The sequence below is a fragment of the Methylomonas sp. genome, assembly GCF_023228165.1.
In the GTDB taxonomy this organism is placed as follows: Bacteria; Pseudomonadota; Gammaproteobacteria; order Methylococcales; family Methylomonadaceae; genus Methylomonas.
The window spans coordinates 1-25111 of sequence record NZ_JALOBS010000030.1 but is presented as its reverse complement, the minus strand read 5'-3'; the positions used below and the strand labels follow the sequence as shown (position 1 = coordinate 25111).

The 25111-nt window shown below is 43.3% G+C and carries 22 protein-coding genes; 14 read left to right on the top strand and 8 right to left on the bottom strand.

The window, feature by feature from the left end:
- The first annotated feature begins 58 nt into the window (after positions 1 to 58).
- From M0R33_RS18940 to M0R33_RS18920, 5 genes are all read left to right on the top strand, one after another.
- Positions 59 to 601 carry a hypothetical protein gene (locus tag M0R33_RS18940; RefSeq protein WP_292572993.1) on the top strand — a complete coding sequence of 181 codons (543 nt, stop codon included), beginning with the start codon at positions 59 to 61 and terminating at the stop codon, positions 599 to 601.
- A 54-nt stretch (positions 602 to 655) separates the two neighbouring features.
- Positions 656 to 1690 (top strand): hypothetical protein, encoded by a 1035-nt coding sequence (locus tag M0R33_RS18935; RefSeq protein ID WP_292572990.1) that lies wholly within the window; start codon positions 656 to 658, stop codon positions 1688 to 1690.
- Positions 1691 to 1972: 282 nt separating this feature from the next.
- The gene (locus tag M0R33_RS18930) at positions 1973 to 2812 is read left to right on the top strand and encodes a hypothetical protein (RefSeq protein WP_292572988.1); all 840 of its coding nucleotides are present in this window, start codon (positions 1973 to 1975) and stop codon (positions 2810 to 2812) included.
- Positions 2813 to 2884: 72 nt separating this feature from the next.
- Positions 2885 to 3808: a hypothetical protein gene (locus M0R33_RS18925; protein ID WP_292572986.1), complete on the top strand. Its 924-nt coding sequence runs from the start codon at positions 2885 to 2887 to the stop codon at positions 3806 to 3808.
- Positions 3809 to 3845: 37 nt separating this feature from the next.
- On the top strand, positions 3846 to 4634 hold the full coding sequence (locus M0R33_RS18920) for a hypothetical protein (protein ID WP_292572983.1): 789 nt from the start codon (positions 3846 to 3848) through the stop codon (positions 4632 to 4634).
- A gap of 69 nt (positions 4635 to 4703) precedes the next feature.
- On the opposite strand, the gene M0R33_RS18915 is transcribed toward M0R33_RS18920, so the two are convergent.
- Positions 4704 to 5633 (bottom strand): TIM barrel protein, encoded by a 930-nt coding sequence (locus tag M0R33_RS18915; RefSeq protein ID WP_292572980.1) that lies wholly within the window; start codon positions 5631 to 5633, stop codon positions 4704 to 4706.
- 45 nt (positions 5634 to 5678) lie between these two features.
- Here M0R33_RS18915 and M0R33_RS18910 point away from each other — a divergent pair, with 45 nt between their 5' ends.
- The gene (locus M0R33_RS18910) at positions 5679 to 6254 is read left to right on the top strand and encodes a hypothetical protein (protein WP_292572976.1); all 576 of its coding nucleotides are present in this window, start codon (positions 5679 to 5681) and stop codon (positions 6252 to 6254) included.
- Positions 6255 to 6445: 191 nt separating this feature from the next.
- Complete coding sequence (locus M0R33_RS18905; RefSeq protein WP_292573077.1) at positions 6446 to 7822, top strand: DEAD/DEAH box helicase family protein; 1377 nt, start codon at positions 6446 to 6448, stop codon at positions 7820 to 7822.
- Here M0R33_RS18905 and M0R33_RS18900 read toward each other — a convergent pair.
- A complete protein-coding gene (locus M0R33_RS18900) occupies positions 7819 to 8082 on the bottom strand; it encodes a hypothetical protein (protein WP_292572974.1) in 264 nt (87 codons plus the stop codon). The genes M0R33_RS18905 and M0R33_RS18900 overlap by 4 nt on opposite strands.
- Before the next feature lie 277 nt (positions 8083 to 8359).
- Between M0R33_RS18900 and M0R33_RS18895 the strand changes: the two genes are divergently transcribed.
- Together M0R33_RS18895 and M0R33_RS18890 are read left to right on the top strand one after the other, a co-directional pair.
- Positions 8360 to 9859, top strand: coding sequence for a hypothetical protein (locus M0R33_RS18895; RefSeq protein ID WP_292572973.1), 1500 nt, complete (start codon positions 8360 to 8362; stop codon positions 9857 to 9859).
- A gap of 93 nt (positions 9860 to 9952) precedes the next feature.
- A complete protein-coding gene (locus tag M0R33_RS18890) occupies positions 9953 to 10474 on the top strand; it encodes a hypothetical protein (RefSeq protein ID WP_292572970.1) in 522 nt (173 codons plus the stop codon).
- A 295-nt stretch (positions 10475 to 10769) separates the two neighbouring features.
- On the opposite strand, the gene M0R33_RS18885 is transcribed toward M0R33_RS18890, so the two are convergent.
- A complete protein-coding gene (locus M0R33_RS18885) occupies positions 10770 to 11450 on the bottom strand; it encodes a hypothetical protein (RefSeq protein WP_292572968.1) in 681 nt (226 codons plus the stop codon).
- A gap of 223 nt (positions 11451 to 11673) precedes the next feature.
- Between M0R33_RS18885 and M0R33_RS18880 the strand changes: the two genes are divergently transcribed.
- Positions 11674 to 13020, top strand: a complete 1347-nt coding sequence (locus M0R33_RS18880; RefSeq protein ID WP_292572965.1) for a protein kinase — start codon at positions 11674 to 11676, stop codon at positions 13018 to 13020.
- Between the two features lie 118 nt (positions 13021 to 13138).
- On the opposite strand, the gene M0R33_RS18875 is transcribed toward M0R33_RS18880, so the two are convergent.
- Positions 13139 to 13747: a hypothetical protein gene (locus M0R33_RS18875; protein ID WP_292572963.1), complete on the bottom strand. Its 609-nt coding sequence runs from the start codon at positions 13745 to 13747 to the stop codon at positions 13139 to 13141.
- 173 nt (positions 13748 to 13920) lie between these two features.
- Between M0R33_RS18875 and M0R33_RS18870 the strand changes: the two genes are divergently transcribed.
- Entirely contained in the window at positions 13921 to 15861 is a 1941-nt protein-coding gene (locus tag M0R33_RS18870) for a hypothetical protein (protein ID WP_292572961.1), read from the top strand.
- Positions 15862 to 15930: 69 nt separating this feature from the next.
- Here M0R33_RS18870 and M0R33_RS18865 read toward each other — a convergent pair whose 3' ends face one another.
- The 3 genes from M0R33_RS18865 to M0R33_RS18855 all read right to left on the bottom strand — a co-directional run bounded on the left by M0R33_RS18865 (position 15931) and on the right by M0R33_RS18855 (position 19813).
- Positions 15931 to 18816, bottom strand: coding sequence for a hypothetical protein (locus M0R33_RS18865; protein WP_292572958.1), 2886 nt, complete (start codon positions 18814 to 18816; stop codon positions 15931 to 15933).
- A gap of 67 nt (positions 18817 to 18883) precedes the next feature.
- Entirely contained in the window at positions 18884 to 19381 is a 498-nt protein-coding gene (locus tag M0R33_RS18860; protein ID WP_292572956.1) for a hypothetical protein, read from the bottom strand.
- A complete protein-coding gene (locus M0R33_RS18855; protein ID WP_292572953.1) occupies positions 19382 to 19813 on the bottom strand; it encodes a hypothetical protein in 432 nt (143 codons plus the stop codon). It abuts the gene before it with no gap.
- A 192-nt stretch (positions 19814 to 20005) separates the two neighbouring features.
- Here M0R33_RS18855 and M0R33_RS18850 point away from each other — a divergent pair, with 192 nt between their 5' ends.
- From M0R33_RS18850 to M0R33_RS18840, 3 genes are all read left to right on the top strand, one after another.
- Positions 20006 to 20749, top strand: a complete 744-nt coding sequence (locus tag M0R33_RS18850; RefSeq protein ID WP_292572952.1) for a hypothetical protein — start codon at positions 20006 to 20008, stop codon at positions 20747 to 20749.
- A 64-nt stretch (positions 20750 to 20813) separates the two neighbouring features.
- Positions 20814 to 21236 (top strand): hypothetical protein, encoded by a 423-nt coding sequence (locus M0R33_RS18845; protein ID WP_292572950.1) that lies wholly within the window; start codon positions 20814 to 20816, stop codon positions 21234 to 21236.
- Between the two features lie 497 nt (positions 21237 to 21733).
- Entirely contained in the window at positions 21734 to 23050 is a 1317-nt protein-coding gene (locus M0R33_RS18840) for a hypothetical protein (RefSeq protein ID WP_292572947.1), read from the top strand.
- 143 nt (positions 23051 to 23193) lie between these two features.
- Here the strand turns inward: M0R33_RS18840 and M0R33_RS18835 are convergent, their stop codons facing one another.
- Positions 23194 to 23985: a hypothetical protein gene (locus M0R33_RS18835; protein ID WP_292572946.1), complete on the bottom strand. Its 792-nt coding sequence runs from the start codon at positions 23983 to 23985 to the stop codon at positions 23194 to 23196.
- Positions 23986 to 25111 lie beyond the last annotated feature (1126 nt).

Below are 25111 nucleotides of genomic sequence, written 5' to 3'. Positions count from 1 at the left end.
AGGCTTCGCCGAGCGTTTTTCAAAAAATTGAAAGAAAGCGGTCCTAATTACACAACGCATGGCACTAATACAGCCGCTTATAAAATTCACAAAAACACTTTCTGCCCTTGCAGAAGAGCGCAATTGGCTGCTTCAAAATGAGCAATTCGCCCTTGCGGCAATCTGCTTCGAAGTCGAGTTGTTCCTTTCGCCGAAACGCGCTTTAGACTCTGGAATGCCATTCGCAATTACGAAGATTTGTAAAATCACGCCAATGCCATCGGACACAATTTATTATAAATTTGTTGTTCTTGAAAAATGCTGGAAAGAAGACAAACAAGAAATGTCAATCGAAACGGTCGGTATGACTATAACGCCAGAGAATTTCTATATTCATGTTATAAATTTCGCAAGGCGGGAAGATATGGCGCATATTCGCGACCCAGATTGGTTCCGGTGGTTCGCGAAAATCGGCACTCGCATCGTTGGCATTCTTGCAAACGGAAAAAATACGATTACCGGCTTAAAAATTGATAATACTTCCCGTCGCGCGCTATTAACGTGCGTTGAAAATGCCAATCCTGATATCCACGCAACTTGGAAGGTCGAGATAGCTGCATAAAACGCGAGTCTGCTAATTCTTTTTTTTGAAATCAGCCCGGCAAGTTCAATCAATATGTGTGATATCCAGTCGATGGAAGTCAAAAACACGAAAGCCACAGACATATTGCAATCTGCGATTGATGGAATCTGCAGCCAATATGGCTCAATAAAAGGCGCGTGGGATATCGTGACAATTGCGCATAATGTTCGGGAATGCGAATATAGGCTTTCTGAAAACAACAGCGAACATATAACAATTCATGCCGAAATTTTCCAAAAAATAGCCGAACGCTGGAAAACTTTATCCATTATAGAGGCGCGCATTGAGTTAATAAATTTCATGAGATGCTTGCGCTATTTTGATATTTCGAAAAAATTAATCGCCATTCCATTTCGTCAGCTCGTGGAACGCGCCGATTTTACTAATATTGGAAGGATGGCATTTCACGATTTCTTAGAAAATTCACAAGGCACGCAATCGACAGAATGCGAATTAGCCATCGTTGAAATTCTTACATCAATGAAAGCAAAAAATATATTTGCAAACTTACCCACAGTTTTGCGCGCGTGTCGAGGTCTTGGGCATGGACCACTAAATCAATATTATGATGGAATACTTAACTTGCTCATATCTACAGTATTGTCGTCTCCTGGCTCAGAAAGCAAGATTTTCAATTGTGTGAACTTCGCAATTGAAAACGGCGCAGAACTATTCAATGAAAGCGACCCATGGGCAACTATTGATGCTGCGCATCATCTTATTATGGGGTGCGAAAACGACCGTATTGACCCCGATGAAGAAATACAAAACTTGAATTCGCGCGGATCGCTCGATATTGCGATAAGTTTGTCTTGCAATCAAATAGATGTGCCGAAAAACGTAGTCGACCAACTTGCCGGCATTCTCTCAAAATGCATGCCACGCCAGCAAATAATCCAGCATCCGGTCGCAAAACGCATTCTTGCGCAAGCGAAATCGGCATTCGCGCCGATAGTCATCGCCACTACGATGCCAAGCAAAATCGCGGATTCGCCATTTTCAGCATTAGGCGGTGATATATTTCTTACTCGCTGGATATGGGAAAGCATTCATTCCGAACTCTTCTAAAAAAATATCTCTCTTTTTCGAATAATTCGCGCCGATGAGCAAATGTATTAACGATTATCGCAGAGACGCGAGAAGAATTCTTTTTTTGAAAAACAGTTCAATAAGGTCAATTAACGGGGTATGAATCTCGCGGCTGTTAGAAATATTGCTTGGAATGCGCCGAAATACGCATTGGATGCAATAGCATTTACTGATATTATTTGCGATTGTAAACCCGCATCACGGCACACTTACGGCGCACATTCATCATACATTTCAATCCATAAAAATGCATTTCAGAAAATGGCAAAACGCTGGGAGACTCTAACATTCATGGAAGCGCGAGCTGAATTATTACATTTCATGCGGTTTGCAAATCTTTATATCCGAGATGAATTATTCATTGATCCAGTTCTCCGTCTTATCGAAAATACAAAACTCGCCAATGTTGGAACGCTCGTTTTTCGACCATTTTGCATAAATCTAACCAACCATACCGACGTTTCGAAATGCGATATGATGCTAATTGACATTCTTGTCGCTAAACGCGCGAAAAATATATTTCCGAATTTACATTTAGTTTTGCATCATTATCGCGAAGTAACGAATGTTCGTGGATGTAGAGATTTCATTTATTTTCGCGATGGTATATTTGCTTCGCTTATGGATATCTTTTTCGAAAATAAAGACTGCGGCAAAATTGTCGAAGATTGTGTAAACTTTGCATTTGCGAATGGCGCAGAGTTATTCAATGAGAGCAAACCATGGGACACGATAGATAATGCCCGGTTTATCGCGAGATGCGATGAAAAAGTAATGTTATCCGCAAGCGATATCGCGTTTTCATGGTTAGTTTTCCATGACTCCAGTACAATCGCGCAAATAGCAGACTTTATTGAACATGGCGAATCCGCGAATGTGAGTGGTGAGACGAAGGCTCACGTGTTTCAGCGAAAGCAAGCAATACCTGGTTGGCGTTCTGCCGCGAGATGTGTACTCGCGCATGCGAAATCTACGTTTGTGCCGATAGTCGCTTCCTCCGCGATGCCAAGTAAAATCACGGATTCGCCGTTTTCGGCGCTCAATAGTGATTCGTATCTTCTTCATTGGATATGGAAAGGCATCTATTCTGAACTATTTTAGCAACGAAACGCATCTCTCTTTTTTTGAAAAACGCATCCCAGTAAATTTATCAAAGAATAGTCAATTTCCGCAATGGATACGCCGCCGTCAACCATAATACAGCCTGAAGATGTTCAGCAAGCGCTTGCAGCCGCATTACAAGAGCTGAGCAATTCGATTCCGAATTCTGTCGTCGCACGCCAAGCATTGCGCATAGCTTGCTCTAAGAATAGTATAATGGGCGCGATTCTCGCGATTGCAACTGGCGCGCGCAATTATTTCGATGCGCTGGATATTGCGTGTAAATGCGGCTCGCTGAAGTGCGCGGAACTCCCCCGGAGGGGTCGAGGCTTCGCCGAACTCATCCTTCTTGTTCTTGAACAGCCTATAAAAACTATTTTCCTTAATCTTTGCGTACGCGGCGATAAAATCGCAATGAAATTCATCATCGCGCGTGAGGCTTTGCCGAGTCGTTTTCCTGTTTCGCGAGATGAGTGCCTCGAAGGAATGCGTATCGCGCAAAAGAAACGTCTTCTCGATTTTGTAGAGTGGCTTCGCGAAAGATATACGGCGTTTTGCCGCATTACTCCCGGCGAAAGAGAAATTACTGCGGAAGAAATTGAGCCGTTTTCCGACCCAATTGACGCAAATCGCGCGCTGATTGCCGCTGCAAATTCCGGTGATGCGAATGGCATTGTGATTGCCGTGAAAAGTGGTGCGAATGAACTGAATCGCGCACTGTCAATTGCTTGCAGAATGGAGCATTCGCATATTATCGCACTTTTGGCAGAAAGTGGCGCAAATGATTGGAACGAAGGCGCGATGTGCGCGTGCATTGGCGCAAAAAATAATCGAACTCCCCCAGAGGAGTCGAGCCAACGGCGAACCGCAGCGCTGCAAATTCTCAAAGATATGATCGCGCGCGGGGCAAGCAAGATTGGCGTTTATTATGAGATTGCGCTTGCGAACGACATAACTGAAATGGTTGAGTATCTCGATAATATTCTCCAAGATTAATTTCTTTTTTGAATCGCTAACCCTGATATTCAATAACATGAAGAAACATGATACAATTACTACTGATATAGATGCCGCTTATACACTTATGCTCGTAACTATTCCTCGACTTGGTTCAGATTCGTGCATCGGTCTTAATGGTATTGGCAAAGATGTTTTAACTTCTATCATAAAGATACTGATTCCGCCGACACGTGACTATAAAAAATGTTGCTTTGGGAGAGCCATTTATGATTCCGGACCGGATATGTCAAGAAACTCGCCAGATGGGCATAATAATGAGTTGCAATTCATGTGCTCTTATTGCGGATGCACAAGTTGCGAAATATGGAGTCCTAAAACGGCAGGTAGAATTTGCTCGACCGTTACGTCAAACTTTTTGCTACAAGTTGCAACCCACATATCCGAAGAAGGATACTGCATACATCGTGGCGAGCTCGTACATTATTGCAATTCGTATTGTCTTCGCGCAATCGAAGAATTACTTCGCACACATACGATTGTGAGCATAGGGGAAAGTGTCCCTGGTTTCGAATACTTACGGCTCTCTATGTTTATATTTGGACCATCGACACTCAATAAACCGGATGGCATTGGTTCGAAACTTGATTTGGATGTATGGATTGATAAGCCATTCGAAACACTCCATTCGGAGCAAATGAGATACAGAAGTTTAAAAATTTGCAAAGATTCGTTCATTGAAAAACTACAATGTAGCGATTCATATAGGAGTTTGCGTTATATCGCCAGTATGTTACATGATACAATTTCAACACTCGGAGATACAGAGCGGCGCATTGAAGACGTTCTTCGGATGTGCGATTAACGCTAAAGAAATCGGAGATGGGCATCTTTTTTTGCACAAAAAAGAAAACTCGCAGATAAATCGCGCATTTCATTGCCGGCGGCAAACGAGCTGCAAATCTCTATCGATTTCATTGATGCTCTCGCCATTCGCGAGCGTAATTTCTTTTCCAGTTCGCTCAAGAATAACCACACATCCGTAATCATCCGCGAAATCCAGAATCTCCTGGAATCCCGCGTCCAGTGGCGAATCAGCAAATCCGCTCCAAATCGCGCCAGTGCCAATTGCGCAGTGAACATCTCTGCCGGTTCCTATCGGCTCTGTGCTATCATTTAGATGAAACATTATCGGCATATCATCTCGAAGCGCATCTAAATATGCAGACATGCCTTCGCGCGTTGAAATATCGACGCCACATGCCCATAAATGCGCAGTGTCAATGCATAAGCCGAATGCTGCACTATTCGCGGATTCGGCAAATAGCGAATTCACGCGCTGAACGTTTCGCGCGAATCCGTTCTTTGCGGATTCTGTTTCGAAAAATACAGTCGGATGGAAAACAGAAGTCTCATCTTCGCGGCGAATTGTCTGCACGATATTGAGCAGTTTTTGGCGCGCTGCAGTATCTGTATAACATGCGTTTTGCGCATGCATTACAAAATCAGCGCCGAGAACCGCGCATTGCGAGAGTTGCGCGCGAATATGTGCGTAAATGCCGCCTCCGCCATTGCCTCCACCATTGCCGCCGCCGAAGGCGGCGGCGACTTGTTTTCGCCACGGAACATCAATATATGCAGAATGCGCGATTAATTTGGCGCCATGCTTTTCTCGAACTGCCGCGAGTTGCGCAATTTCTGCATCATTAAATAAAATACTCCATTGTCGCGGATTGCTTAAGAAAATTTGCATCGCTGGAGGATTATCGCAATAGTGCTCAACTAAATTATAGGCTTCATCCAGAGTTTCAAAGAATGGGCGCTGCGCAGTGGAGTGCCGACAATGAAAACCAACTGAAGCCATAAGCGTGGATTATATATTTTACCAAAGAAGAGCAATTCAAAAAGAATGACAGATATGCTGGATGATATGACTGCTGGTGCACAAATATTTCATGGCGAATGCGCGCGCGTGCTCTGCGAAGGCGATGAAGAGAATTGCAGCGGCGCGAGAGATTTAACGATTGAAGCACTGCGCAAAATGTGCGCAACTATTGCCGCCACAAATGGATGCCGCGAGAATGATGTGCGCTTTCATTTTGTAAAACTTCTAGACAGCAAAGGCATTACGCGCATTGATGAAATTAAATTGGTGTTTTATTCTATGCCGCTTAGAGAGCCGAGTTTGTCGTTCATAAAAGGGCATTCCATTCGCGTAAAAGTGCCACAATGGATTGTTGATAATCTTAGCGCAACAGACAGTAAATCCGCACAAGCCGCCAGTACAGCGCTGCAGCAAAGTGCTTCGCGCGAATTGAAAACAGATTCAGATACAATAATAAACCCACCGCGCGATACGCAGCCATGTGTGACCCCGCCAGAAGTCGCGCCACCACGGCGCCAAAGGAAGACAACAAAGAAAAGCTCGCCTTCGGCGCGACCGCTGCGCGGGAGCCCGGCGAAATCATTACTCCACTTGAGGTAAATGCGCCAAAATATAAGCCGCCGGCATATTTGCGCACAGAAGGCTTCTTAATCCGGAAAACCGATTTAAATGCCGCATTCGGCGATAGAGTCGGCGAATTTTACGCATCGCTTACAAAGCGCTACGACCCAAAAATAGGCGCTGCGAAGATAGTAAGTGTTTATCGCAATATCCGCGATAAAGGCGGAGAAGTGTTTATTTCTTTGCCCAGAGGAATACGCAGCGCAATTGCAGAACATTTTAATATTCTTGTCGCATTTCCGCCAGTGCGGCGAATCACACAGCCGATTGCGCAAGAAGAATTCCTATATGAATCGCAAAAAGTGCTCTTAGAAGCAACAACTTCTGCGCTTGTGAATAATCCCGCACAAGTTGGCAGCGCAGTGCTGTATTTGCGCGCTGGATGGGGCAAAAGTTTCATTGCGGCGGCGATTATTCGTCGCCTTTGCGTGAAAACGCTCTATATTGTGCCGACAATCGCGCTGGCGGCGCAAATATCAACAGATATGAAAAGCGTCCTTACGCCGCCCATAGAGGGCGAGAAATCGGCGTTAATCGCGAGTGTTATGGATTTCTCGCCGGAGAAAAATGACATTTGCATCGCAGTCATCAATTCCGCTGTGAAAGCCGCGGAGGATAATCCGCGCTTCTTTTCGAATTTCGATTTGGTTATTTTTGATGAGGTTCATCAATATTGCACAGAAAAGCGAATGAGTGTCTTTTGGTGCGCAGCAAAAGCAAGATGGAATCTCGGAATGACCGCAACACCAAATGACCGTCGTGATGAATTTGACTTTATATTTCAGAAGCATCTATCGCCGATTATTGACGCTGCAAAAGTGCCAGGATTCGAATATCCAGAAAACTCATTCAGCTGTTGTGTACAAGTTGTGAATTATTATGGTCCCGAAAATCTCACGCAGAATTTGACGCACGATGCAACTGGCGAAATATTTGTCCACTTTATGTACGAGCAAATGGCGCGCGATGCATTTCGCAATAGATTTATTCTTGAAAAGTGCGATGAATTACTCAAAGATAAGCATAATGTATTCATCTTTGCTGAAGAACGCAATCATCTCGAACTGCTCTATTCGCGCTTTTGCAAAAAACATCCAGAAATCCCATGCGGATATTTTGTAGGTGGGATTTCTGATACAGAGCGGAAAGACATTATCGAAAATGCGCGCGTAATATTCGCCACATATTCATACGGCGGCACAGGAATCTCAGTTGTACGAATGACAGCAGAAATATTCGTGTCGCCGCGTTATTCGGCAATGAAGCAAATTGTGCCGCGAATTATGCGGAAAGGTTCCGATGAAACGAAAAAAAGAGTAATTGTCGATATTGTAGATTCCAAAACGTGTCTAAAACATCAATATTTCAAGCGGCGAACTGCGTATGAATATTACAGCTGCGAATACAGATATTCTGTGATTCACGCGCCGGCAGTTGGCGAAATTGAACTCGCCGAAGGCGCGACACCTCCGGTGGAGCTCGCGCAATGTGCTCGAACCGAAGGCGAGCCCGGCGAAGCCGCGCGCTCTCCGCGCAATGTTGCTTAAATCGCGAGTGCTTTTCTTGCGGCATCTTCCGTTAGTTCGTTATTCTGCCAGAGATTATACAAGAGTTTAAATTCTACTATATTTGATGTCACATTTTCGCGAATGAATTTATCGTAAGTTGGCGCATCATGGACGTAAAACCACTTTGCGAGTGTATCGGCTTTCTCATCCAAAGGAATGAAAGACTCGCGATGTGAGTATTCGCGGAATACAATCAAAATAATGACAACAACCAAAATGCAAATCAAGATTTCACTCATTTTTTATGCCACACGAAGCGCTCCGAGGTCTCCGCAAAACAGCACTCTATATACGAAAGCGCGTTATTTTTTTGGAAAATCTATGGCTCGCGCAAAGCGCTCAGTATTCGCTAAAGGCGGGCTTTGCGAAGGAAAGCCCGTCTTTAAAGCTCCCGCGGAGCGGTCGAGCCGAAGGCGAGCTCAGCGAAGCCTCGACACCTTCGGTGGAGCTCGCTGCGCGGGAGAGCACTGAAAAGGTATGACTTTTTGAAAATAACGCTTCAAAAATTAAAACGTCATGAATAGTAAATGTCCTTCGATAACTTCACAGAGTCTCACCTATAGAGCATTGGCTTTCCGTAAAGCGTATAGTGAGCATATCGTCGCGTTGCATTCGCTCTTTCAAAGAGGTATTTCCAAAGAAAATGAGTCAAAGAGTGGTGGGTCTACTGAGGATTTAGAAACCTTGGCAAGACCCACTGAAGGTATTAAGGTGTTGCCGAGTCTGAAATATCACGTACGGTTACCATTGCCAATCAGTATTTTTGACGAACTTTGTTCAAGTATGTATGCGATTCTGTCACCCCACGAGTCAATACTCCATTGCTTTATTCCTTACGAACCAATATCTATTACAAAATGCGAATTCGCCGGCATGTCGTACGAAATAGCGCCAAACATTTTGCTCCGGATTATTTGCCAGCGGATAGAAACAGCCCAAATTTTAGGGGAGTATTGCGAATTATCTTCGGGGAATAGTATTTTCGAGGCGAAATTACGTTGGCTCGCGAAAAATGCGTCCAAAAATTTCCTGTCATATTTGTTCAGCAGCAGTGATTGCTCGCAGTGTTTCGACCGCCAAATCGCAGTACTAGAACAAAATACGCTTATTGTCATTTTCGCAAATAAGTGGCTGCGCGAGAACTTTTCGCCACGTATCCGCGAAAAGACGCGAATCTATCGAAAAATTGCCCGCGGAAAATCTCCAGATATCGAGCATTTTCATCCGAAAAATATAGATTTCGTAATTAGGATAGCACTAATGGCGCCGAATTACGATTTCGTTCGGAAAATCGCTGCTGGAAGACCATTATCTATTGATGTATTGCTCCACGTTCCTGACATTACGTGTTACGGATATGATACGCATCTATTGGGTATTTATGTAACGGCGTTTTTAGTCAGGAGGAAAGATGTTATGGACGATGTGACATCTATTTTTGATGGACACATTCGCGAAAATGCCGCCGCGGGAATATTGGAAGTGAATCCCACGATTCTCTTGGCGCGTTTATTGCCAAATATACCCGGTACTTTACTCCCTGTTGTGCGCCGAGTAATTAGTGAATGCCCTAGTAAAGCACTGCGCGATTCACTGCCTTCAGATAATCGTTGCGCCGTTGTGTCACCGGATGCGATGCGGAATTGTTCTGCCAATATTAATGCCAGTTTAACGCCTGCAGCAGTTGCAAAAATCACAAAAGAAATATATCGCAGAAATTGTACCGAATATTTCCCATTGTGCGATTATTTATGCCTTGCCAATGAAGACCCAATGGTACGCCAACAGCAAATACTATACAAGATATATTTCTCATTGTTCCGCGCACATGCAATTGAAATCGTGTGTGAGGGTGGTAATATTCATTGGAAAATAAAAGATACAGTTGTATTGGATAATTTGATACGTGGCATAATTACGGCGCCGCCAGAAGCGTCGATGCTTCGCGATGCTTTCACAATTCTGCTAAATAAAAAAATACGGAAATTGCAGTCTAAAATTCTCTGTCGTGCGTGAAAAACAATTCTCTTTGCATACCAATTCGTATCGCCCATTGAAAAAGGCGTATATTCATTTTTTTGAAGTCAGGCGGATGAATCTTATAAAGAAATGCCGGAAATCATAACTAAGGATGATTGTCCAAAAAATGTTCAAATATGCATCGCGATTGGGTTTATTCTTAGAGACCATTTCGAAAATTTCCATGGAAAAACGATTATCCGCGGCGAGTTCATCGAAAATGAAGGAGAGTTAGGGCAGATTTTAGAACATTTTCGGCTAACCATCGAAAGTGGTGGCAGAACTATATTTCAGCGTGTTATTGCGAAACTCGTGCCGCGAATTTTCCAACCAGATTTTGAGATTGTAGAAGGAAAATTTACGGATGATGGAGAAGAAATAATAATCATGAAATATTCCCCGACAGTTCATCCGCGTAATGCAGATGTGCGAATTGGATTCGCTGCTCTTTCCATTTTGCTGGAAAAAGGCGCTATTATTCATCGCATTTTTCAAAAGATAATATCCAAGGAAGAGGGTAAAGAAGAATTATTCATCGAATATAGTGCCGATGAGGAGCATGAAATTATCAAAGAAAAATCAGTTTCCGATATTCTGAAAACCTATTTCTGAAGGGGGACGAAGCGCTAAATGCCCGAGCGAAGCAAGGGCATTTAGCGCTTCGTCCCCCTTCGACCCCCAAAGGCATTGCACACAGATGCTAATCACTAATAGTATTTGCGCAATTTGTCGCCGGTGATTTGCAATATATTCCTCGGAAAACCGCGATTAAAAAACATGCAAATTACTGGAAAATATTCTGGTTATTTTCTATTTTTTGTAACTCATTTTTTCATTTCGATTCACTGCAAATCCTCGGCGACAAATTGCGCATTGCGTATCAAAAAAAGAAATTTGCGACGAGTTTTCAACTTGCGGTGCAAAGAGAAACTCCAGGGGTGTCGAGCCGAAGGTGAGCCGCGCTTTCTGCTTGATTTGCCGCCGCATTTGGATGACTGTCGCTCATTGAATCGAGCGATAAACGTCGTGTTGTCAAATGAAAATCGCCTTGCATCGTAAATAATTCGCCTCCATGTAGAATCAAAATAGGAAAATTTTCATTGCACGATTCGCCGTAATTGCGGCAATCTATAATCGCAAATTGTTCCGCTGAAATGAAATATCCAGAGAACAAACTGTCAACGCATCGCATAATTTTTGAAAGTGATATCGCGCGAAAGAACGCGGTGCATACAAACTGCGTATTATCGCGAAAAAGATGCTCTCCAGCTATTTTATTTGAAAGAATCGCCGCAACTTCGCAGAATTGCTCATTGTCTTTATAATCCGGCAGTATTAACATTGAGTTTTCTTTGATAATCGCGAAAATCTCTATTCGCGCTTGCTGTTTTTTGTCATTGAAAAATATTGGCTGAGATGGACTTTCTTGAATATAATCTATATCAAGTGTGCCATTATTTATCTCGTAGCATACAAAGCGAAAACGCGGTATTTCAAGCGAAATAAAGGCTGAATGCGGGACTCCCGCTATTGCGTTTCGCGAAGTGCCAGGGCGCAAAAAGCACTGACTCTGCGAATTTGCGTCCATTTATATCCGATTGCCCGCCACAATTTCAAAAGAAGAGGCATTTGTCCTTGCTCCAATCCCCAAAAAAGATGCGCGCCACTTGTCTAATGAGTTGCTAATATGGTAATCACACTCTCTTTTGAGGCAATAAAGTGAAATACGATATTCCTCGATATATAGAAGGCTCGAGCACCCAAATATAGACAGCGGGCTAAAGCGCGCGCATTATAAAACAATCTTCAAAATGGAAAAAATAAGTGCCGGCACTTATGGCGCTGTTGTCGCCGTGAATGGTGCAATCGCACAAAAACACTTTTTCAAAACTGCATCTTTGGGCGTTCCCTTAACAGCGCTCACGGAAGCGGCAATTGTGTCATCATTAAATCATCCAAATATCATCGCGTTTAAAGGCGAAAATATCGCGGATGCGGCATCAACACTTGACATGGAATTAGGCAATAAATTGTTCTATTTCCACGAACCAACGCTCAAAGAATGCTTTGGCATGGACGGCAATACACAACTCGATAGAGAATATGCAGCCGCTAATGGAATAAAAGCAGTCATCCCGCCATTTAACGAAGAAAGATTACGCGCGATGCTATACCAATTGCTGAGCGCGACTGCATATATTCACGAAATGGGCATCATTCATCGCGATATTCGACCCGATAATATCGTATTGGTCGGCGATACGCCGAAATTAGTCGATTTTGGCTTAGCTGCATTTTCCGCCGGATATTCTCGCGCTGTGTATACTTGCCCGCCATTTATGCCGCCAGAAACTTATGTATTTTCGCCATATTACACAACTGCAGTAGATATGTGGGCATTGGGAATGACTTTTCTTTGGATGACAACGGGGCTCACGATTCCGCCCAGGAATTTCTCTCAATATAATTGCATTGTTTCTCTCGCGTATATGTTCGGAGTGCCATCACTTTTGCAGCGCGAAATTGCGAAACGCTATGGAGTGATTATTCCTCCTCAATTTGAGGCACAATGGAGCGCTTTTTCGCGCGAGAAGATTGCGAATCACCAATTGCGAAAACTCCTCGGGAGTTTGCTCGAATGCGAACCATCGGCGCGAATTTCGGCGCGCGATGCGCTAAATCATCCGTTTTTCATTGGAGAGCCATATCGCCCTATCTTTATCGAAAGAAGTCCATTTTCTTGCGAAAGTGGAGACAATGGCGCGCGAACGATTTATTGCGATGTTGACAAGTTCGGCAGTGTGTTTCGCGATTTCGAATTGCGCGCAAAAATTCTCAATTGGCGACTAAAGACACTTATCGGCTGCAAAGTGATGTATTATCACGCGATTGTTGACTATCATTTCGCATGTGAATTAAAGGTGCTCTCAGCGACAATCATTTTTCTTGCGCATAAATTGTTCGAGTTTCGCGTATTAGTGCATTTTAAGTGGTCTGGCGCAAGAGATGAAGATATTCTCGCATGTGAAAAGCAACTCGTCAATGCGATTGGCGCGCGAGGACTATTTGTGCTTCTGCATCGATTTTCTCACTTGAACATTCCCGTCAGCGATTTGACAATATCCGGATGTGATAAATTTATTCAATGCAAAAAATGAAGGGGGCTCTCGCCCTCGCTTCGCTCCCACGTTGTGGTCGCTGCTTCGCAGTGCTCGGGCTTCGCCCCCTTCAACCCCTAATTCGATATTTCCGCTACTATATCGGGTTCGTTCTCGATTAAATAACCATCTGCTGCATTCCAAGTGCCAAATTGTCGAATGCTGCATTCTGCGGAGTATCTGCAGGGCTTAATTTTTTTCTCTTTGTATCATATGTTAATTTAACTATTGTTAGAGTATCTGCATTTATCTGCGTGATGGAAAGTAATTTATATGGAGACAAACCAACGTCATCATGATAATATGTGCGAATTCTATCCGCAAGCGCGAAAACAATGCCGAGTGTCATTTCGGAATCAATCGCTGCAAAACAAATGCAATTGTGATGCAGATTATCTGTGTCGCGTAGCACAGATAGGATGGATTGAATCTCCTTTTCGAAATACATTCCATTCTGCACAACGAGTCCGGATATGATTTCTCCATCTTGAAATTTATATACTTTGCCGCTTTCTGCTAAGTCAATATCGCGAAGGAAAAGGCAGATAATTTTGCAAGAGGATATTTGCCGCGAAATCTCCCATTCCAACTGAACGATATGTGGAAGAAGTTGCGCGGGATTGTCAATGTCAAATATAACGCAGTTCGTGTTCTCAATGCCAATCGTCGTGCAACTCGGCATGAGTGTTTTTTCTTTGTGATAAATCCTTTCACGTGCGCAATCCATTCTGTTGATTTTTAGAAAGTCAATATTTCAAAAGAAGGGGGACTCTCGCGCAATGCCCTCGCTTCGCTCGGGCATTTAGCGCTTCGTCCCCCTTCATTTTGAAAATTAATCATCTCAAAGATAATTGTTGCAGATTATAAAAAAGGAAAAGGATTACTTATAAATTCTCTCCAATGGAAGAGGCTCGTTTAAGAGAAGCCTGCATAACTGGCAACTATAAAGCTGCAACGCAAGCGTTAGTGAGTGGCGCAACGAATGTCAATAGTGCACTATTTCTCGCGAGCACTTATGGGCACCACGAACTTGTGCTTTTGATGCTATATAGCGGCGCCACAAATATAAATGATTCATTCCTCAATGCGTGTTCTGCTGGACAATATGAAGTTGTTCGCATTCTTGTGCAATTTGGGGCAAAAGATTTCGCTGCCGGAATTAGGATAGCAAATCTCGCATTATCAAGTCCGATGCAGGCGCGCGGTGCACACCAAATAATCGCACATCTCTATTCGATAATCCAATGCGATATGAAAGCGCTAAATGATGTATTTTTGAGTGCTATCACAGCCGGGCAATATGATACTGTTATCGACTTTGTGAAACGTGGAGCAACGGCGTTCAAAGAAGGGCGAAATTTAGCGCAAAATCTATTGAAAGATGAAAATCGCGCGGATCTCGGCGCAAAAATAATCGCGTATTTAGATGATGTAATCGCTCATCGTAGAGAAAATTTACGCATGATTGATTACGGCGAACTCCCGCGCAGCGATCGAGCCAATGGCGAACTTCCGCGCAGCGGTCGAGGCTTCGCCGAACTCCCGCGCAGCGGTCGAGGCTTCGCCGAACTCCCGCGCAGCGGTCGAGGCTTCGCCGAACTAAATCCATACCCCGATAGTAGAATGCCGGTTTCATATCACGCAAAATTAGAAACACCTTTGGCGAATTTGGGCAAAGATGCACTGACATTAGCGGATGAAAAACTCGATACCCCAACATATCAGCAAATCATCATGGCAAATAACGCACTTTTGTTTGCTTGCCAATATGAAGATATTCGCGCAATTGATGCGGCGATTACAAATGGCGCTGAAAATCTTTCCGAGGCATTGGAAGTTGCGCAAAAGAATGGCAAAGAAGAAAATGCAAAATATCTTATCTCTTGTGGCGCAAAATCGCTTTCAGAACTACAACTGGCGGCAATGGAACACCAAAGTCTCGAAATGGTGCAAATTCCGCCAGAATTACTTGCTCCATCGAAAATTTATTCGCCCCCACAGGAGACAATAGCCACTTTAGATGATGTGCCTCAGTGCGCCGCTGCTGCGGCATGCGCTAATAATACGCAAGTAGAATCCGCGCTCTTCTCGCAAATTGACGAAATTACAGAAAGGGTCAAACAACAAGCGCGGCAATGTAGCGATGCGAATGAATTGCGCAAAAGAATGGCGGAAATCACAACGCAGATACCATCATCATCCACTGAGAATGTCGCAGCGTCACCGAGTCGTTTTCGCGAATTGTGCGAGAATCAGCAAAAACCACTATGGGATCGTTTCGTGGATGCGCGCAAACGTGCTCGTGGAGCCACAACTGGAGCAATTACGTGCGCCGCAGCAGAACCACGCGTAGCGATTGAAAATCGCGCTTTGCCGAGAATCGCAAGTGTTGCGCAAGAGCAATTACCATCTCCAGACCAATTACTTCTTATTTCTTGTATCACTGGAAACATTGGCAATATTAATACAGCAATTGTCGGCGGGGCAAAAGCAATAGAAGAAGGTTTTTATAGAGCATGTGAAGCCGGACAACTCGCCGCCGTAAATGAAATGTTAAGTTTCGGTGCAAAAGATTGGAAAAAAGGTTTATTAATCGCCGTCAAAAATGGATTTGTCGCAATTGCGGATTTACTCTCGAATGTAGAACATGGCAATCTCAATGAAGCACTTTATATCGCGCGGATGAGTAATTTTCAAGAAATGGCGGATATGCTGTCTGCCAAACTCGCGGCAAAAGAAAATCGCGCCCCATCAGGGATGGCAGTCTCTGAGGCACCACAAATTGCGACTTCTGAAGCACCGCAAATGAATTTGCCGGAGAGCAGCCGCGCATTTGTCTAATCTCAGCGATTTTCATCGTGACTCTTTTTTTGAGAAATGCCAAAAAAATAATTCGCGATTTGTGTGCGCTTATATGAAATAACACACGTCGATTACAAATGCGGCATTACCTGCGCCGGCAAACGCACCACCAGTAGGATTCGCTCCAACGCGAACTGTTACGTGCGATGTGTTGGAAACTACGCAAGTTCCAAACACATACGCTGCGTTATCGAAAACCCCACTAAGCGGAATGTATTTATCTTGTGCAGGCGTATATTCTGCGGCTAAATCGTAATCTGCAGTATCATCATTTGTTCTTAGCGTTGCGATTGCGGCTGCTGTTGCAACGCCAGTAACAAATGTTGCTTTCAGATGGACACAAAATCCATTTCGCTCAATAGTGAGAGTTGTATCTTTTGTTGTGCCAACTCCCCATGGACCTGTCCATTTGAGCGGAATACCGGCTGGATTATAATAATTGGACAATCTGCCAACTTGCGCACCAAAGCCAATAGATGCGCAAACAAACGGCTTATCGCAATTAAGCTCTGTTGCTGCGGTTGTAGATAATGTTGCTTGTTGACTCGTTGCATAATTTTCGATTAATAATGTAGATTTTATCGTTGTACAGCCTCCAGCTGGGACAGTTCCGGGCGATGTAATGGTTAAATTCGCTGTAGCACTTTGAATCGTGCAATATCGCGCAATATCATTATTGTCGTAGACGCGGATTCCTACATCGGAGATATCGAATTTTGTAATAGGTTCGACACCAACGGCAAATCCAATAGCGAATTGAATCGCGCCAGGGCTCAATTGCGTGTATGAGGCTTTTACAAATGGGTCATCATCAGCCCAAACGCCGCCACCATCATACAATCCCGCAAAAGAAAGAATTCCGCGCGCATTACTCGCATCTTGATGCAGTCGGGTCTTTATATGAAAGCCAAGCGGCGTTATTGTCGCGACAGTAGTTGGATACACGTTAATGACTGACGAAGCATTAAAATCTATTTCGCCTGGCAACATCATTATGAGAGATGTTTGTAGCGCTGCGTTGTTTGTTGTCCAAACATCAGCAGCATCAATAAAACCATTAAACGAAAGAACTCCACGCGCCGCATTACTCGTTAAATATGTTCCCCCAAGAATAACTCGAAGTCCATCTGGTATGACTGACGCGATTTCTGTTGGCAGAGTATTTGCAACTGCCGCAAGAGCAAAATAAATCGCCGGTTCTGGTATCATTTTGATATACGAGCCTTTTTGCGCAGGAGATAAATCTTCTGGTAAAATCCACGTACCATCGGCAAAATTGATTTTTCCATAGTATGTAAGCACACCATAACTCGTGCCAACACGAAATTGCGACATGTATGAATCAAATGCGCTCGCAAAAAGAACGGCTTCGATACTAAATCGCGTTGCGTATGTTGGCGTAATTGTTACTTGCCCTGTTACATCAGCGATTGATATCTGAACATTACGCGCGATATCGTCCTTCGCGAAGAGAGAGAAATTTGCCGGCGCGAATGATGCGACTTTTGTCGGCGCTGTGGAATCAACGCTATTAGCAAGAAAATCGATTTCGCTAGGCAATAATTCGACGATTGATGCCAATCGCCCAGGCGCAACATGATCCCACTGCCAAACATCGAACGCGTCGTAATATCCATCAAAAGAGATGTATCCATTAGTATTCGCGATGCTGCCAAGATGAATCGAATTGGCGACAAAATATTTCGTAGTAATAATATTGTTGCCGGTTGGCGTGATATTGAGATTTCCGCCTGCGTCAGTGGCTAAATTCGTGTAAATAACGGCACTCGCGGGGAAATGCAAATTAAAATCGCCATCAAATCGCAGCAAATTATTCGTCGTTGTCAGCATGCTCGCGCCTGCATCATCAATAGCAAATGTGATATCTTTCGTTCCATCTGGACTATATATCGCAAAACTGCCCGGAATGAGACTTGCGTGTGTTATCGGCACTCCTGGGGCGATTGCACCTGTCATAAAATCGATTCTGCTCGCCTGCAAATTCAAAAGCGATGTGCCAATTCCGCCGTTTGCGGAAGTCCAAACGCCGTTCAGAAAAGTGCCGTTAAATGCAACATATCCATTTGTGCCGGTAAACGAAAGCGGCGCTGCGTTTGCGAGCCGTAATCCGCTATTTCTCTTTGTGACATCCGTACCAGTTGATTGGTCAATTCCTAATATTCCATTTGCGACATCAAGAGAAAAAGTAGTCGTTACATCGCTTACTCCTGCATTTGCAAATGTGAATATTGGCGTTGCAGATTTTGCGGTCAATGCGGCGAATGTTGGAGTTGCGGCGATTTTCACTGTTTGATCAAGATAACTATCAATCGTCGCGTGTGTTAATGTGCCGGCACCGACTAAATCTTGATGCTGCATCGTATTGCCGGAATGCACATAGCCGACAGCGGGAACTAATTCATAAGTATAAAGAAGTTTCGTGGTTTTATCGAAAACTGTATCGCCTTCTGCTGGAGCATCTTCAAACCAAGTCAAATCCGCGAGATATTCGTAAATTGACCATTGATTCCAGCCGAAGCCGGCAACACTGCAGCAATAGCGATCGCCGACTGCTGGCGCGACTGGAAGACCGCCAGATGCGTCATAAAAATTGAGAATCGCTTGCTTATATGAATCATGGAGAATGAGAGATTCTATCGCATCGTCAACATATTTTTTCCTTGTTAAATCATCATCAGTTGCGGGCGCAACAAGAGAACGAACACCATCATTAAAAGTCTTCATGCCGGCAAATGATTGTGCCGCAATTGACACTGTTCCGCGATTAACTGCTGATGCATCGCCGATTGTTAAGATTTGCGTAATAGTGTTGTAGGCTAACGGCGGAATTGCCGTAATTGCTGCGGCGCCGGGACCCCAAACTTCAGCAAAATAATATTCTTCGGTGAAATTTATTGGCGGTGTTATTGCCATCTTTGTCGTATATATTCTGTCCGTGTATTTGAATTAACAAGGAAATGTGAATCGGCAAAAAAGCAAATTACAAATCCGCGAGAGAAACTCGCGATTCGCTTTTGTGGATTTTCTCGCAAGGATGGAACCGATAGTAATAAAGTAGACTCGTGGCGATTAACGCCGCGAAAACCAACGCAACTGCGATGGATAGCGCAACAACAAGCCAAATAATCCACTGGTGATTTAGCGCACTAAATAAAGTTATGTATCCAGAAATGCGAACTGGTGTTAGATTATCATTTTTGATGCGAATTATAGTTCCATTTGGATAATTACAATCAGCATCAAATGCGAGCGATTTTCCCCGTTGTTCGCCGCACGCATCACTGGATGGTAATACATTATTAGAAAAAGAAATATCAATCAATTCTCGCGCGGATATTGAATATTCCACGCGGCGAATATTTCCAACTACGACAAGCGCGATGCTGTCTTTCGGCTGAGTAGTGTTGTCAAAATCATAGCGGATTTGCCCGGAATTCGCAATGATGAGTGTGATGAATGAGACGATAGATGTCGTCATTTATATTTTGGGGTGATTGATTTTTAATGCGGCAATTACCGCGATTAATTTCGAATTGTTGCGCGCATATCGCAAAAGTTGCGCCGCGAATGGCGCAGGAATTTCATGGATGTTTGCAGCGATAATTGCCGCGATTTTCTCGTCATTCGCGCCACAAGCGGCGAATAATGCAGCATAGAAGACGCGTGAACCGTGCGGAAAATATTGCGCCAACCACGTGACGATTTCTGCCTGATGATGTGTGATGGCAATTAGAAATCCAAATGCGATTTCCTGCGTGGTGCATTTTTCGAAAAGATACTCAGCGAATTCCATAAATCCACATTCACATGCGATGGCGAAATAGCCACCGAATTTCACGGTGTTTGGCGGAATCGCGTCAATTGCCGAATGAATTGAATTTGCAAAACACGCGGATAAGAGCGCGTTCATTTGGCGAAGTATTTCTTCTTTGTTTTATGATATTAGTTTTCAAAAGAAGGGGGGCTTTCGCGCAATTCCCCTCGGCTTCGCCTCGGGGAATTTAGCGCTTCGCCCCCCTTCAACCCCCGATAATGTGAAATTCGCATTGTTCGCGTGCGTTCCTTGTTATTTTAATTTAAGAGCGAGGATTCATTATAACGAATGGCAACACTAAGCCAATTTAAAATCATTGCGCGCCTGGAAGATGAAAAGCATAACGTATTCACAATTAATTCTGGCAAATGCAAAATTAAGATAAATAGTATTTCATTTCGGTTGTCTGATGCCGTTCAAGAAGTGGATTTAGCATTCTTGCTGTATGATGCGGATAGACTTTCTTTAGAGACGATATGCGATGAAAATAACAAATCTGGAGTGTTATATGCCCGCGCAGAGTTCGGCGGAGCCTCGACCGCTTCGCGGGAGTTGCACGGTGGCGGATGTCAATACAATCTTTTGATACAAGGAAATAATGAATTGGAGAGTTGCAGTGGTAGAGTGCGCATCAGATGCGCGATTCGTTATCGTATTGCAGATACATTTTATCGGTTGGCTGATATTATTGATGGACCAATCACGGTAAGTGGCGAATTTATATCGCGAGATTGCGAAAATATGCCGCCGGAAAAAATAATTCCAGTCGCGACATTGCAGATGTACGAAGCATCACGCGCGGGAGATTCACTTGCGGCACTTCTCGAAAGAGATAACCATCCCGTGGTTGTAAGTGCGAAATATTGTGAAAACGCGATGCCGCGAGAATACGTCCCAGCAGCACTATCAAGTACTGCGGATATTTCATACTCGCGATTGAAACGCTATTTCCGCGATAATCCGCAGCGTGCTGTGCGCATTATTGAAGGAACTCTCGATGTGATGCGCGGCACAATCGCGGATTCGCAATGAACGCGCGCAGTGCATTAATTTCTTTTTTTATCAATTTAATGTTGAATTTAGCAAACTTATAATCATGGCGAAATTCGAAATAGGCGGCGAGATGAAACAGTTCAAAATCGCCATAAATGCGAATGAAAGAGATTTTTACACGATTCCGATTACTAATTGTAAATGCGAATTCAAAGTATTGAGCATCGCTTTTTGTTTGGATCGGTATATTCCGGACGTCAACATTTTATTCTTCTTTCTTGATGCGGGCGGCAGTTTAGTAAACCACGATCTTGATGGAACAGATATGGCATTTCATACGGAAATTCGCAACAGTCCGCCCAAAATTAAATTTGATTTTGAAACAACAGCAAAAAATACGATAACGTTACGCAATGGGTGCGCAGCGCTAAGATGCGATGTAAGATGCCCAGATAGAAGTACGCGTAAGCTATTAGATATCGTAGATGGAGAGATAATAATCGAAGGTACATATTGCGAACGCTGAATTGCGGATCCTCTTTAACATGATTTGGCTACCGGACACTCGCCACTTCGCGAAAATAATCCGCCGCAGTTGCGAGAATTAGGCGATATATTCTCATCATTGTTTTTTTCGAAATACACAAGATGAATTCCTATTATAAATCTCATTTTGTAACTACTATAAAGCGGAATGTCGTCGACAAATAATGCGACGATGGTGATGCCAAGTCGCACTGGTGGCGTTATTGGGGCGAAAGTGCCGGTTGATGCGCTGAAATTCCCTTGCCCGAAATGTGGCAAATCTTTCGCGACAAAACACGGCGTTACGCTGCATCAAACGCGGAGCAAAACTTGCCATCGTGACGTAGTTGTTGCTTCAAAGCCATGAACATTAACTTTTGACTCGCGATCGCGCTGTGGGAGTAATTCTTTTTTTGTATATTTTCAATTTCGTAATTTGAACAACACAATCACTTTTCATATAACAATTTTAATCGCGAGAATTTCAGAGCGCAAAAAATGGCAACATCACATGAAGTAATTGTATCGACACTTATTGAGTCAAATGTCGCAATCATTACGACGGAGATTAATGCATGCCGCGTTAATTCATTGGATACTTTTGTAATAAGAGCGCAACAACCGCGCACATTCACTTTGCAGCATGTATTCGTCGATTTCGACAAAGACGCACAGATTCCGCCGAAACTCCAAATGATACTCAATTTCGCTGATTTACCAGAAAGCGAACAATCTGCCGCTGTTGATTTTGTGGCGAATTTCACAAAGAAAAATAATACTTACTCATTTATCCCGGATAAAGAATCGCCAATACTTCTGAAAAAAGGATTTCTGCGCATGAAGTGCATTATCACGAATGCCGATAACGTCAAACTCGCCGAAGGCTCGACGGCGAAGCCGGAACTAAATGGGCAATTGTCCATTTACGGCGAGGTTTCTATCGATCGCAATGAAGCGAATGCAGAATTAGAAAATTTCGTACGCTTGACAAATGGTTGTCCGTTTCACACAACTGGCGATGATTCCGCGAGAGGAGAATCAGACCCATTTACGGATTTGCGAATGCGTCGCATGCTTCGTCGGCGTGGCATTGCTGAAGAGCGCGAATTCTTGAACCCAAAAGAAAGCGAATCATCATATGATGATATTGTAAAGAAACATCTGAATCAAGGTAGCCTGCTGCTACAGCGATGCGCTTATCGCAACGGAGAACCGAATACATTATTTATCTCCTTGCGAAAGCAGATTCAAGATATAGCGGACATTGTCAAAAATCATCATGAATTCGATGATGGAATTCTTATTGCATTAATCGCGGCGTTAAATGCGGCGGTAAATGATGCGGAGAAAAAAACGGCAACCGCGAATGTAGCACTGCAAATTTGCAATAAAAACGCGCAGACACCAAAGGATGCAATTAATCCGCATCCATCTATTGCGCCAGAAAAACAAGCATTTGATGTTGCGGAATACATGGTCAGAGCCACACTCCAACCAGATTCGGATGCAAAAAGCGCGTCTGCAATAAATAATACTGCAGCGCTGCCAACTGGCGATAAAAAAGCGCCGATATTTGATGATGCTACTCGTTTACGTCCGTTTGATGTGCCGGAAAATCAAGAATTTGACTATAAAGGACACCTGTTTAAAATTGGATTCCAACCAGATCCACAAAGCGCACCAACAACCAATAATACCACTGCCGCGGCGCCGCCACAAGTTGACACAACTGATTCCGATGTGAAAATTGATGAAGCGCGGCTAATGGAGAATTTAAGCGAGGCAAAACGCGGAGACCCTGAATATGACCAATAAAGATTTGGCATTCTAATTGCGCGCGAAAATACTCCGGGGTAATTTATTTTTTTCTTTGAATAAACAGCGAGAACAATCGCGTTTGCGATTCTTTTTTTTGTAAAAAAGAAGAAATGTGCCATGAATGGCATGCAAAATTCGCGCTAAAGGAGGCGATGCATAAATGCGTTAATTTGCTCATCTTTTGCAAGTTTTAAATCTTGAAGTTTGATTCCGAATTGTTTAATGAATTTGTACGCGAAATCGTATTGACCATTATCAATCGCAACTTGAACAATTTCTGCTATAGGCAATGTGATGGCAAGAGTTGCGAGCCCGAAGATATATGATGCACTTATTATATTGCCATATTTTGCCGCCGTTTTAAGACTTTCGACATAATCGAGTTTGACATCTATCAATTTAAGTAAATCTTTAAGAAGAGAATCCTTATCGCACTTAATCGCGGCTGAAATCGCACAGCCAAAATTCATCAACTTTCCTCTGCCATCCGACAAGAATGAGAGTTCTTTTAGAAGTTGCGCATTCTGATATTCAGCAGCGCAATATATGAGCGATTCGCGCGTCACGATTACGAACGGATGCGAAATACTCGTAATTTCAATCACCGTATTGATATTGCCACGTTTGCATGCGGTTTTAAAAACTGCCCAAAAATATTTGTCGCGTTCATCTGATTTAGTGTACGCATTGGAAAGTAATAACATGATCTCGCTGTTCGAAACGCGATTGCCATGAGCGATTTGCACAATAGAATAAAGCTGGGCAATATTTCGACGACCATCACCATACATATAATTTTCGCAAAGCTTGATTAGTTCACTGATATGCTTATTTTCGTGAACAATCGCGGCTATTGCCAGAAAGTCGTCCTTCGGAAAACAATCCTTTAGTATTTCGCAATATTCGCATGGGGAAGCTACTATTGCTGCCATCTTCTCTTGGATTTCTGCTCTTATAATGATTAGATAATGGGAGAATTCAAAAAGAAGAATGACTTTCGCAATCGCTTCGTCCGGCTTTGTCTCCGTTACATCAAACTTGATATTTCTTGTAAAGAAGGAATATCTTAACGATTTTTCGGTCCAAAAAAAGAACGATTCGCGCGCGCTTTCTTATTAAATTTCGCGTTCGTGTTGAATATAAGGACAATCACGCAATAATGGCAACAGCTATAGATACTCATTCGGAAATACATGAAAACCCAGAAACACTAAAATGGACCTGTGATAAATGTCATGTTAATTATTATTCGAAAAGAAGTTTCATTCTCCATTGCTTAAAGAGCCGAACATGCGGCACGAAACAAAATGTGGATATACACGATCTAATTTCGCCGAGTGTTTATACTACGCGATTCGTGGATACATTCGGCATGCATTTATTTGACACAACGGAAGGCGATCCAAAGACAACCGCAATTGTACGAATCATGGTCCAAAATCCATTAGATTTCTACGGAGAAATAAAGCGATTTCTCTGGAGTTTCGCGCCAAATCCGCCGACTCAAAATCCGCCAGATGCATTCACTGAAACAATTGATGGAGAGACATTTTCTGCGCAATTCGACCAGTTAATCACGGAGTTTATAAGTCATTTCTCGGGCGATATAAACAGGCTAATCAGTAAATATTCGATATACCGTCTTGTCAAAGTTTTTCCTTGGGACAACTATAAAGTCGTTATTCCTATTTCGATATAATGATTATGACGCGGATACTTCTTGCTCAGTGTAAAGTCGCTTCTGTCGAGCTGCAAAATTAATAAGGTCATCCAAATCGCGCATATAACTAAAATCATGCCAATAACGCACTATTTGTTCTTTGAATAATTGGCGATAATCATGCGATTTCGCGTCGATTGATTCCATTTTTTCGAAGCATTCGCGGACGATATCCTTTAGATATTTTCTGAGTTTATCCGCGAAGCTTCCAGAATCCAAGTAGACCGTTACATCGAACTTGATATTTCTTGAAAAGAAGAACTATCCGAGGCTTATCCGTTCATTTACCTTTCAGCCTATAAAGGCTAATTAGCAAACTCCCGTGAATAAGCAAGTTT